The organism is Granulicella tundricola MP5ACTX9, from assembly GCF_000178975.2.
Classification (GTDB): domain Bacteria; phylum Acidobacteriota; class Terriglobia; order Terriglobales; family Acidobacteriaceae; genus Edaphobacter; species Edaphobacter tundricola.
Genome location: NC_015064.1, coordinates 2,156,763 through 2,169,075, shown reverse-complemented (window position 1 = coordinate 2,169,075; position 12,313 = coordinate 2,156,763). Strand labels below are relative to the sequence as shown.

Below are 12,313 nucleotides of genomic sequence, written 5' to 3'. Positions count from 1 at the left end.
CTTCGCCTTCCGTCAGCTACAGGTACTGCAAAGCCCATACACGAAGAATTCATGCCCGGTCGTACGGAAACCCTTCGGCAGCTTCGCCTTCCACTCAATCCCACAGCCCTGCAGGTCGAACAGCTTGCCGCACGTATTGCATTGAAAGTGGTGGTGATGCTCCTTACCCGCAATCTCGTACCGGGTCGTATCGCCCGGAATCTCTACCGGCGAAAGCCACTTCTCCTCCACCAGCACATTGATGTTCCGGTAGATCGTCGCAATGCTCAGCCCGTCCACGATCTCCTGCGACAGCGTCAACGCCTCATCGTGGGAGAGTGGTCTGCCGGCCTCCGTGAAAACGGACCGGATTGCCTCTTTCTGCTTCGTATTGCGGGGTTGGATAGCCATGCGCTCTGAAACTGAGTCTAGTGCTTCCACGTCTATACCTCAAGCCATCCACGCGAAGCCCGCCGCACGTCTAGCTATTGAGAACCCCCATGCGATAACATTGAAGGTCAGACACTTAGCCGTTTTCCATTGACGTGAACCCACCCATGCGAAACATTTCCCCAACCCGTGTAGCCCAGGCCCTCCGCCCAGGCCGTCTCGCGCCCGGAAAGCTCGTCGCAGTCCTCTGCATCTTCCTCATCCTCCTCGTTGGCGTAGCCCAGGTCCTCCACAGCCATCCAGCAGAGTGTTCCGACGCCGCCTGCTCCCTCTGCGCCGTAGCCCATCTCGCCGCCCTCCCCGCCGCCTTCGCCGCCCGCCCCGTCGTCGCCGAGCACCTGCGCCCCTTCCTCGAAGCCAATCCCACCACCGGCCCACCCCGCCTCATCGGCCACTCCCTCTCCATCCGTCCTCCCCCCGTCCTGAACCCCCACGCCTGAGTCTCGTCACCAAGGGTTCATCACCACAGGAGGTCCATTATGCGCATCATCTCGCGCAACTCATCCATCTCTCTCATCGCGCTGCTGTCCTTCGCCGCGACCCCCATCTTCGCCTCACTCCTCGCTCCGTCCGCCGCAGCCCAGGCCGCCACCGCAAACTCTGGCACCATCTCCGGCACCGTCACAGATCCCAGCGGGGCAGCCGTCCAGGGCGCAAGCGTCGTCCTCACCAACTCGAACTCCGGCTACACCCGCACCGTCACCACCGGCCCCGACGGCGCCTACCAGTTCGCCAACATCCCCTTCAATCCCTACCGCGTCGTCATCGTCATGCCCGGCTTCTCCACCAGCGATAACGTCCTCCGCATCCACACCTCCGTTCCTATCGTCCTCAAGACCGCCCTGACCGTCGCCTCCGCAGGCGAGCAGGTCACGGTCGAAGCGGGAGGGGAACTGCTCGACAACGACCCCACCGCCCACACTGACATCGAGCGCGAGGTCTTCACCAAGCTCCCCATCGAGTCCGTCTCCTCCGGCCTCAGCTCCCTCATCACCCTCGCCGCCCCCGGCGTCTCCGCAGACTCCAACGGCCTCATCCACGGCCTCGGCGACCACGCCGAAAACGCCTTCTACGAAGACGGTCAGCCCATGACCGACCAGCAGAGCAAGGTCTTCTCCAACCAGCTCCCCATCTCCGCCATCCAGTCGCTTGAGATCATCGCCGGAGCCCCACCCGCCGAGTACGGTGAAAAAACCTCCCTCGTCGCCACCATCAGCACCCGCTCCGGCCAGGGCCTCACCAAGCCGCGCGGCAACATCACCGCCTCCTACGGTGCCTTCGGCTCCAGCACCGGCTCAGCCGACCTCTCCTTCGGCGGCGCACGCTACGGCAACTTCACCGCCGTCGACCTTCTCCAGTCCGGCCGCTTCCTCGATCCCGCAGAGTTCTCCGTCTTCCACGACAAGGGCAACCAGGAAAACGTCTTCGATCGTGTCGACTTCCAGCCCACCAAGCAGGACTCCTTCCACCTCAACGGAAACTACACCCGTTCCTGGTTCCAGACCCCCAACTCCTACGACAACCTCAACCTCACCGATCAGTTCGGCACCCCCATCGCCAACACCGACCAGCGCTCGAAGATCGGCACCCTCAATATCGCCCCCTCGCTGACCCACATCATCAACGACCAGTCCATCGTCACCGGCATCCTCTGGGTCCGTCGCGATCACTACAACTACTACCCCAGCAAGAACCCCTTCTCGGACCTCGGCCCCATCCAGCAGGAGACCATCTCGCAGGATCGCGACCTCACCAACTCCGGCGCGCGCATCGACTACAACTACGTCAAGGGCGTCAACAACATCAAGATCGGCGGCACCTACCAGCAGACGCTGCTCAATGAGAAGTTCAACCTCGGCATCGTCTCCCCCACCCTCAACTCCCCCTGCGTAGACGTCACCGGAGCACCCGTCAGCGGCGCAACCTCACCCTTCCAGTGCATCGCCTTCGGAGAGCTCCCCAATCCCGCCTTCAACCCACTCCTCGGCTGCTATGACCTCACCCGACCCACCCCCGGCGCGGCAGATGGCTGCGCCACCGGAGCCGCGGCACAGTCCTTCCGCTTCCAGGGCCACACCGACGTCAAGCTCCTCTCCTTCTATGGTCAGGACGCCATCACCAAGGGCAACTTCAACATCAGCTTCGGCCTCCGCGGCGATCTCTACAACGGTCTCGCCATCTCCAAACAGGTAGAACCCCGCGCCGGCATCGCCTACCACGTCAAACCCACCTCCACCATCCTCCGCGTCTCCTACGCCCGTTCCATGGAGACGCCCTTCAACGAGAACCTCATCCTCTCCAGCACCGGTTGCAACTCCCCCGTCATCTCCGCCCTGGTCCCATGCGTCCCCGCCGCCTTCAACCCCGGCTTCCGCAACGAGTTCCACGCAGGCTTTGAACAGGCAGCAGGGAAGCACCTCGTCATCACCGCCGATTATCTGTGGAAGTACACCCATGACGGCTACGACTTCTCCGTCCTCGGCGCAACCCCCATCACCTTCCCCATCGAGTGGCACAACTCCAAGATCAGCGGCTTTGACCTCCGCGCCAACGTCCCCGACTACCACGGCCTCACCGCCTTCGTCGTCATGTCGTCCGTAGCCGCCCGCTTCTTCCCACCCCAGATCGGCGGCCTCGGAGCCACCCAGACCGGCGGCTCGCCCTTCCGCATCGATCACGACGAGAAGTTCAACGAGACCACTCACATCCAGTACCAGTACAAGAAGCAAGGCCCGTTCATGAGCTTCAACTGGCGCTATGACAGCGGTGAAGTAGCCGGAGGCGTCCCCTTCGCCACCACCACCACCACCCCCGTCGATCTCACCGGCCTCACCTCAGACGAGCAGCAGCAAGCCGGCCTCTACTGCGGCAACGTCAAAGCCACCCTCGGCCACCCCCTCACCACCTGCGCCCCCGGCCTCTATCACTCGTCCCTCGTCAGCATCCCCGCCCCCGGCACGGAAAACGACGACCACAACCCCCCGCGCATCGCCCCCCGCAACCTCTTCGATCTCTCCATCGGCCAGGACAATCTCTTCCCCAAACTCATGCACAGCGACGACCACCGCTTCAGCGCGACTCTCACCGTCATCAACCTCGCCAACAAGTACGCCCTTTACAACTTCCTCTCCACCTTCAGCGGCACCCACTACGTAACCCCCCGCGCCCTCACCGCTGAAATCGGCTACCACTTCTAACCCACCCTCACCAACAGCAACCCAACTGCAACAGCAACAGCCGTCATTCTGAGCGAAGCTCAGAACCTCAGTAGCGGCAGTTGCAGTTGTTGTTGCCGCTGCAGTTGTTGTTGCCGTTGCAGTTGTTGTTGCAGTTGCAGTTGTTGTTGCCGTTGCAGTTGCAGTTGTTGTTGCAGTTGCAGTTGCAGTTGCCGTTGTTGTTGCAGTTGCAGTTGTTGTTGCCGTTGCAGTTGCAGTTGCAGTTGTTGTTGCCGTTGTTTGTTTTAAGCCGTCATTCTGAGCGAAGCTCAGAACCTCCGTATTGGCAGTTGTCGTTGTCGTTGCGGTTGCGGTTGCGGGTGCCGTTGCTTAACTCAAAACTGATAACTTAAGCTCTAAACTCTCAGCACACCAGCAGCCGAACTAAAATATCGGTAAGACCCGGAGAGCCCTGCAATTAAAGCCACAATCACCCTCTGCGCCCTCCTCACCACCGCCGCCACGGCCCAATCCGTCATCACCGGCCACATCGCCGACCCCACCAACACCCCCATCCCCAAAGCCCAGGTCCTCGCCGACTGCGGCTCCCAACAACGCCAAACCACCTCTGACGCCTCTGGCAACTTCCTCATCTCCTGCCCCACCACCCTCGACTCCATCCTCCTCCACATCTCCGCCCCACCAATCTTTTCTTCGCGAGACGTAACCGCCCATCCCGGCACCCCCGCCAACATCACCCTCCTGACCGCCGTCACCGGAGAAATGATAGTCACCGCCACCCGCTCCACCATCCCCCTCGGTGCCACCGCCAAAACCACCTACGAGCTCAGCAGTTCAGACCTCCACAACTACCCATCCCCCGTCCTTGACGACACCCTCCGCCAGCACGCCGGCTTCGAGCTCTTCCGCCGCTCCAGCTCCCGCACCCAGAACCCCACCAGTCAGGGCATCTCCCTCCGAGGCCTGGGCTCCACAGCCGTCTCCCGCACCCTCGTCCTTGAAGACGGAGCCCCCCTCAACGACCCCTTCGGCGGCTGGATTCACTGGAACGAAGCCCCCACCTCCTCCATCGACTCCATCACCATCGTCACCGGCGGAGGCTCAGACCTCTACGGCTCCAGCGCCCTCGGCGGCGTCATCGACGTCACCCCCAGCCCCATCGCCCCCACCCTCTACGAACTCTCCGCCATAGGAGGCTCGCAAGACACGAGCAACATAGAAGCCCGCGCAGACCACAAATTCATCACCGCGTCCGGCGAATCCCTCCACACCGCCGGCTACGTCATCACCACCCCCGCCTCCGCCGGCCTCGTAGACGTCCCCGCCAACGTCCACTCCGAATCCCTCCACACAGAAATCGGACGCCGCGCCTTCACCACCAATCGCTTCTTCGCCACCGGTAACCTCTTCAACGAAGCCCGAGGCAACGGCACCCCCCTCACCAACAACGCCACCCGCCTCTGGCGCTACCTGGCCGGCTACGATACCCCGCCTGAAGCCCGCATCCCATTCCGAGCCCGCCTCTTCGGCAGCGAAGAGGGTTACCGCCAATCCTTCTCCGCCATAGCCGCCAACCGCAACTCAGAAAACCTCACCCGCCAACAGCGCAGCCACACCCAGGAGCTCGGAGCCACAGCCGACGCCACCTTCCACACCCGCTTCCTCACCCTCGTCACCGGAGCCGACGCACGCGACATCCGCGGCCTCGACAACGAAGTCCCCTACACCGCCGGCCACACCAACGGCCTCTTCAACGTCAACGCCCGCCAGCGCTTCATCGGAGGCTTCGCCGAGCTCCTAGCCCAAAAAGGCCCCTGGTCCGGAGCCGCCAGCATCCGCGTAGACGCCGCCCAGAACCTCGACAATCACACCCTTACCAAAACCCTCACCACCTCCACCCCCGCCACCTACCCCAACCGCACCGAGTACGTCCCCAGCCCCCGCCTCGGCCTCGTCCGCACCTTCGGCCCCCGCCTCAACCTCCACGCCTCCGCCTTCCGAGCCTTCCGCACCCCCACCATCAACGAGCTCTACCGCACCGGCCAGGTCGGTCAGGAAACCACCCTCGCCAACCCCGCCCTCTCGTCCGAACGAGCCACAGGCGTAGAAGCCGGAGCCCAGCTCACCAGCCCCAACCACCAGCTCCAGGCCACCTACTTCTGGACTGAGATCAACCGCCCCGTCTCCACCGTCCTCCTCACCCAGACCGCCACCACCATCACCGACCAGCGCCAGAACCTAGGCCAGATCCAATCCCGCGGCGTAGAAATCGCCGCCACCCTCTACCGCACCCACCCCATCAGCGCGGACATCGGCTACCAATACGCTCTCGCCACGGTCACCAGCTTCACCCCTCAACCCAAGCTGGTAGGGAACTGGATTCCCGACGTCCCCCGCCAATCCGCCACCGCCCAGCTCCATGCCCGCCGCCCCCGCTGGGGAGACCTCACCCTCGCCGCCCGGGCCTCCGGCATGGTCTTCGACGACTCCGCCAATACCTTCATCCTCCGCCGCTTCTTCACCCTGGACCTCTCCGTCCGCCACCCCATCACCCACAATCTCGAAGCCTTCGCCCTGGTCCAAAACCTGACCAACCAACGCCCCGACGTCTCCCGCACCCCCGTCTTAACCCTCGGCTCTCCCATCTTCGCCGAAGCCGGCCTCCGCCTGAACTTCAATCGTTCGTCATTCTGAGCGAAGCTCAGAACCTCCGTATTGGCGTTTGCCGTTGCCTTTTGTTGTCATCCCCGAAGGGGGATCTGCCTTTGCTGTCGCCGCCGCATTTGCTGTTGTTTGTTTCAATCCGTCATCCTGTGCACAGCGAAGCATGAGGCATTTGGCATTTGCCCTTCAAATCCCTTGCCGTTGCCTGTTCTTATCCCGCCGTTATCCCCGCCATCCTCGTTACGCCTTGCGCTCCGGCGTAAACTGTAACCGTGGACATCAACGAAATCCGCACCAAAGTCGCCGCCCGCCAACGCATCACCCCGGAAGACGCCGCATACCTCTGGCAAAACGCCACCAACGAAGAACTCCAGGCCCTGGCCTCCCAGGTCCGAGACCGCTTCCACCCCGCAGGATCATGCACCTACATGATCATGCGCATCATCAACTACACCAACGTCTGTGTAGCCCAGTGCGACTACTGCGCCTTCTACCGCCTCCCCTCGCAAGACGGCGGCTACGTCATGCAGCAAGCCGAAGTCTTCGCCAAACTAGACGAACTCCTGCAATTAGGAGGCGACCTGGCGGCCTTCAACGGAGGCTTCAACCCCGCCCTCCCCCTCGCCTACTACTGCGACCTCTTCGCCGCCATCCGCGCCCGTTACGGAGACTCCCTCGAGTTCTACGCCCTCACCATAGCCGAGTTCATGTACCTCGCCGACCACGCCAGGCTCTCCTACCCCGAAACCGCCCAGCGTTTCAAAGCCGCAGGAGTCCGCTGGATCACCGGAGGAGGCTCGGAGATCCTCACCGAGGACTTCCGCCGCCGCCACAGCAAGTTCAAGTACACCGTAGCCCAGTACTTTGAAGCCCAGACCGCCATCGTAGCCGCCGGCCTCAAAACCACCGCCACCATGGTCATAGGCTTTGACGAGACCCTCGCAGAGCGCCTCGAACACCTCGAACGCACCCGCCAGTTCCAAGACCAAACCAACGGCCTCGCTAGCTTCCTCTGCTGGACCTACAAGCCCTATTTCACCCAGATAGGCGGCATCGAGATCACCACCCAGGAGTATCTCCGCCACCTCGCTCTCAGCCGTATTTACCTCGATAACGTCCCCCGCATCCGCACCTCCGTCCTCACCCAGAACGAGCGCGCGCTCGAAGGCCTCCTCTACGGCGCGGACGACTTCGACCTTCCCATAGAAGACGAGGTCACCCAGAAAGCCGGAGCCACCATAGACCTCCACTTCGACAAGATCCTCGCTTACGCCCGCACCCTCGGCTTCACCCCCACCTACCGCCACGTCCCCCAGCCCGAACCGGTGTGCTCACAGGTGTAGAGAAGAAAGTAAGAAAGCCGTCATTCTGGCAAAGCCAGAACCTCCGTATTGGCACTTTCTGTTGTTCGTTTTACCCCAACAGCCACAGCCTCAAACAAACGCATACCGGATCGGCTGTCCGCAATAAACGCACTCGGCCGAATGCACCTTGAGCGCCCCATTCGCAGCCACCTGCGCGAACCCCCGCAGGCACTCCGTGCAGCTCAACAGCACAAACCGCTCCTTGACTCCGTCCGCCGTATCCCTCGCCAGCCACACCGGCACCAGCCCGCTGTTCTCCCGGCTCGGCGCTCCGCTCAGTAGCTCCTTTACATCCGCCACAATGTCCAGCAGCGCTCCCGGATTCGCGCCCTTCGCATAGAACGCATCCGCCGCAATCCCATCCGGCACAGCCACCCCGGAGTAGGCACTGCTCATCGCCACCACCTGGATTCCCGGAAACCGCCTCCGCACCACGGACAGCAACTCAAACCCGCTCATCCCCTCCATATACAGGTCGGATAGCAGAATATCCGGCACATCGCGCCGCATCTCCACCAGCGCCGCAAACCCATCCTCGGCGGAGCGCACCGCGTACCCAGACCGCGCCAGGATGATCGAAAATAAGGTCCGAAGCGCGACGTCATCTTCCACCAGCAGAACGTTCGTCCTCAAAGCTCCCATCCCATCGCTCCCATCGACTCATCCATCCACTCAGTCATGCAGCACCACATTCAACAGGGACTTGTGTACCGTAATCCGCCCGTTGTAATCAATAAATCCAAGCTTCCGGAACCGGTTCATAAAAAAGCTCACCCGCGACCGCGTCGTCCCGATCATCTCCGCCAGCGTCTCCTGCGTAATCTTCGGAATCAGCGACTCCGGCTCCCCTGGCATGCCGAACTCCGCCATCAGCAGCAGAATCCGCGCCAGCCTCTTCTCGCTGGAATTGAACAGTTGATCCACCAGGTCCGCCTGCGTCCGGATACTGCGCGCGATGAGAAACTTCAGAAACATATCGGAGAAGGCGTGCTCTTCATGCATCACCCGGATCATCTCTACCCGTTCAATCTTCATCGCCACACACTGCGTCAGCGCCGTCGCCGTCGCGAGTCTCGGCCCCGGTACGCCGGCCAGCGAGTCCTCACCCACAAAGTCGTTCGGGTTCAGCAGCAGGATCGTCGCTTCTTTCCCACGGGAAGACATCACCGTCAGCTTCGCGCGGCCGCCTTGCAGATAAAACACGCAGTCCGCCACATCACCCTGGGCAAAGAAGTTGTGCTTGGCTTTCACCTTCACAATCCGCCGTCCCAATCCTGCACTCATCAGGAAAGCCGCTGGATCGAAACCGGTCATCGTTGACGCTGTCACAGTACTGCCTCCTCGCATGCGTTCTCTAAGGTGATCGGAGGCTATCGTTCTTTCGAGCTTCAACGCATGCGTTCGGTGAATCTTGCTGTTGGGCCTCCTAAGCATCTCACCCAACAGGCTTTATGGATGGTCTCTATTGCTCACTCTCGCCAGAAACCTGCGGCGTCCCCCTCAGGCAGTTCGCCTCAGCAGGGAACTCAACTGTTCATACCGCACGCGCTTGGCAAGGAAACGGGATGTACATACATGATCCTCCTCCACCCTGATCAGGTCATCCTCGTTTAAACAGGAGCAAATCGTCGCAAGACAGCTCAGGCAGATTGAATCATGAGAACCATCTTGTTGGTGGCGGTGCGCATAAAGGCCCGATAAAGATCTCTGCATGGCGGCATCCTCTTGCATAACCCTACAGACATGCTCATCGCCATTCTGTTCTCGATTGCTCAAATTTGACGATCGGAAGAACTGGCAGCATACCCCCCGCATTCCAGCGGGTCTGTACTCCATCCCACAAAGCCAATAAAACCCCTAAGGCAAGCAAAAGGGGCCACGTCTCCATCAGAGACATAGCCCCCTTTACTTTCGTTTACTCAGGCACGACCGCATTGAGTGGAAGCTCCCTGGAAGAACTCCCCACCATCATCGTCCTCTGCCCGCCCGGCTTCACCCACTGCTTCTTATCCACGGACCAGTACTCAAACGCCCGCGGCGCAACATGCAGCGTCACCCCACGTTCCTCGCCTGCCTCCAACGTCACGCGATCAAACCCCACCAGCGTACGAGGAGCAAACTGCACCCCCGCCGGCCTCGTCGCAGGCGCATCCAGATACACCTGTGGCACCTCATCCCCACGCACCGAGCCGGTATTCTTCACCTTCACGGACACGTCCACGCCGCCATCCCCGGCGGCCTTCACCGTCAGCCCGGACATAGCAAACTTCGTGTACGACAAGCCATACCCAAAAGGGAAGAGCGGCTCAATCTTCTGGTCGTCAAACCACCGATACCCAACCAGCACACCCTCAGAGAAAGTAGTCTTCCCATCCACGCCCTTCGTAGACCGCTCCGGATGCGCGGGCGAGTTCGCCGCATAGTCCGTCAGCTCTTTCCCCCAAGTCATCGGCAGCTTGCCGCCCGGATTGTTCAGCCCCAGCAGCGTCTTGGCCTCAGCCACGCCGCCCTCATCGCCGGGCCACCACATCTCCACCACACCCTTCACCTTATCGATCCACGGCATCGCCACCGGCTGGCTCGTATTCAGCACCACCACCGTATTCGGATTCACCGCGGCAATCTCCTCGATCAGCTTGTCCTGCTCTCCCGGCAGCTCGAAGTGCGGCTTATCCCGCGTCCACACAAACACCACCGCCGTCCCAGCATTCTTCGCCGCCGCAATCGCCGCAGCATGATCCCGCTCCCGAGCCTCCGGCGTCATCCAGTTCAGCCGTACCTGCACCGGCGCGCTCGAAGTATCGATCGAAGTCACGACCTCAATTGCATGTTTGCCCGCAGTCAACTCCACCGCTCGCCGAACGTTATCCAGCCCATCCGTCGTAGGCAGTCCATTGTCCTGCGTCGCATGTTGCACGTCGCCATGCACCGTACCCTTCACAGCGCCGCTCCGCCCAACCTCCTTGCCGTCGATGCTCAAAATCCCACGCGTCCCCAGCAGTTGCAGGTAGAACCAGTAAGCCCCCGCCTTCGCAACCGTGACCTCGCCCTTCCAGGTCACGACGCTGTTCGGCGGCAGAGCCTTCCCATTCGTCTTCGTGAAGTCGAGCGTCGCATCCACGCTCTTCACGCCCTTCTCATTCACCCGTTCGAGCCCCGGCTTCCCATCATGGCTCAACATCCCCGCCCCAATCGGCACCCCGGTCATATCGTCCGCCACGGCAAACGAAACCTTAGCCCCCGGTGCCAGCTTCTTCAGCGCTTCGAGCGGCCCAACCTGCCGCTCCGGCATACCCGGCGACCGCTCCCCAAACGTCCCGATCGCCGCCACCTGCCCGGCCGTCGGCCCAATCAGCGCAAAGCTCGCGTCTTTCTTCAGCGGCAGCACGCCGCCTTCGTTCTTCAGCAGCACCGCCGCATCCTCCGCCGTCTTCTCGATGATCTTGCCGTTCCCCTCCAGATCCTGCGCCGTCACGTTATGCTTCTGCTTCCCGTCCAGGTACCCAAACCGGTCGATCTCATACAGCACCAGCCGAGCCGCCGCCGTCACCGTCGCCTCCGTAATCGACCCATCCTTCAGCGCGCTCCGCATCGTCGCGTTATCCGAGTCCATCGGGAACGCGTTCATATCCATCCCGCCGCCCTTGGTCTCCTCCGGAATCGTCCCACCCAGCATCCCCGCCAGTGCCGCCAGGTTCGGCTTGGAAGGAGCCCCCGTATCCTCCGGCCGTGTCCTGAAGTACGTCTTCATCATCCCCGCAAACGGGCTGTCCGCAGGCACCTCACCCGGCATCTCCATCGTCAGTCCCTGGTTGATGAAATGCACGTTATGAACCCCACCCCAGTCCGACGTCACAAACCCCTTGAACCCAAGCTCATCGCGCAGAATCGTCTTCAGCGTATCCGCATTCCCGCACGCAAACGCCCCATTCACCTTGTTGTACGAACACATGATCGAAGCCACCCCAGCCTTGATCGTCGCCTCGAACGGCGCCACATAGACCTCGTGCAGCGCCTGCTGATCCACAAAGATGTTGTACGAGTCCGAGTCATACGCCACATAGTGTTTCGCCTGCGACATCACCCCCTGCGCCTGCTCCCCCCTTACCTCACCCGCAGCCATCACGCCGCTCAGATAAGGGTCTTCCCCCAGCGTGTTGTACCCCCGCGCAAACGTAATATCGCGGTCGATATTGATAAAAGGCTGCAGCACCACATCGATCCCCAGCGAACGAGCCTCCCGCCCGATCGCCACCCCATTCGCCTCCGCGTCCTTCGCACTCCAGGTCGCAGCAACCCCCATGGTCGCCGTCTGCGCCTGCCCTGCAATCCTTGTCAGCACACCCGGAGGCCCATCCGCGAACCGCAGAAACGGCACCCCCAGTCTCGGCACGCCCGGCAGATACCCCGCCTGCCCCTGGTTGGTCGCCGCCGGCTCCACATCCCCCCGGATCAGGTTCATCTTCTCTTCCAGCGTCATCTGCTTCAGCAGTTTGTCGATCCGAGCCTCATTCGCCCTCTCGGCCGGCACACTCTGGGCGTTGGCGGTAAACGCAGACACAGTCGCCAAAAAACATACGGAAGCAATCGGACGCAAGCTCATCGGGGAAACTCCTCATCGCTCTGAAATCAACCACTTCAAAGCCAGCCGAGTATACGTCCCCCACAATGACTCCGTCA

At 61.7% G+C, this 12,313-nt stretch carries 9 protein-coding genes and 1 pseudogene; 6 read left to right on the top strand and 4 right to left on the bottom strand.

Features of this window, described 5'->3' with window-relative positions; genetic code table 11:
* Positions 1-12 precede the first annotated feature (12 nt).
* Positions 13-390, bottom strand: coding sequence for a Fur family transcriptional regulator (locus tag ACIX9_RS09290; RefSeq protein ID WP_013580220.1), 378 nt, complete (start codon positions 388-390; stop codon positions 13-15).
* A gap of 146 nt (positions 391-536) precedes the next feature.
* Here ACIX9_RS09290 and ACIX9_RS25715 point away from each other — a divergent pair, with 146 nt between their 5' ends.
* The 6 genes and pseudogenes from ACIX9_RS25715 (at position 537) to ACIX9_RS09260 (ending at position 7,612) form a co-directional block, all read left to right on the top strand.
* Positions 537-869: a hypothetical protein gene (locus tag ACIX9_RS25715; protein WP_013580219.1), complete on the top strand. Its 333-nt coding sequence runs from the start codon at positions 537-539 to the stop codon at positions 867-869.
* Between the two features lie 39 nt (positions 870-908).
* A complete protein-coding gene (locus tag ACIX9_RS09280; RefSeq protein WP_013580218.1) occupies positions 909-3,626 on the top strand; it encodes a TonB-dependent receptor in 2,718 nt (905 codons plus the stop codon).
* An 80-nt stretch (positions 3,627-3,706) separates the two neighbouring features.
* A complete protein-coding gene (locus ACIX9_RS25710) occupies positions 3,707-3,997 on the top strand; it encodes a hypothetical protein (RefSeq protein ID WP_041597019.1) in 291 nt (96 codons plus the stop codon).
* 64 nt (positions 3,998-4,061) lie between these two features.
* Positions 4,062-4,283 (top strand): annotated as a pseudogene (locus ACIX9_RS27685) (carboxypeptidase-like regulatory domain-containing protein); the annotation flags it as partial.
* Positions 4,284-4,367: 84 nt separating this feature from the next.
* Positions 4,368-6,299 (top strand): TonB-dependent receptor, encoded by a 1,932-nt coding sequence (locus ACIX9_RS09265; protein ID WP_013580217.1) that lies wholly within the window; start codon positions 4,368-4,370, stop codon positions 6,297-6,299.
* Between the two features lie 242 nt (positions 6,300-6,541).
* Positions 6,542-7,612 carry a radical SAM protein gene (locus ACIX9_RS09260; protein ID WP_013580216.1) on the top strand — a complete coding sequence of 357 codons (1,071 nt, stop codon included), beginning with the start codon at positions 6,542-6,544 and terminating at the stop codon, positions 7,610-7,612.
* Positions 7,613-7,702: 90 nt separating this feature from the next.
* Here the strand turns inward: ACIX9_RS09260 and ACIX9_RS23710 are convergent, their stop codons facing one another.
* From ACIX9_RS23710 to ACIX9_RS09245, 3 genes are all read right to left on the bottom strand, one after another.
* Complete coding sequence (locus ACIX9_RS23710) at positions 7,703-8,275, bottom strand: response regulator (RefSeq protein WP_013580215.1); 573 nt, start codon at positions 8,273-8,275, stop codon at positions 7,703-7,705.
* Positions 8,276-8,305: 30 nt separating this feature from the next.
* The gene (locus ACIX9_RS09250) at positions 8,306-8,947 is read right to left on the bottom strand and encodes a Crp/Fnr family transcriptional regulator (RefSeq protein ID WP_041597017.1); all 642 of its coding nucleotides are present in this window, start codon (positions 8,945-8,947) and stop codon (positions 8,306-8,308) included.
* A 601-nt stretch (positions 8,948-9,548) separates the two neighbouring features.
* Positions 9,549-12,236: a beta-glucosidase gene (locus tag ACIX9_RS09245; RefSeq protein ID WP_013580213.1), complete on the bottom strand. Its 2,688-nt coding sequence runs from the start codon at positions 12,234-12,236 to the stop codon at positions 9,549-9,551.
* Positions 12,237-12,313 lie beyond the last annotated feature (77 nt).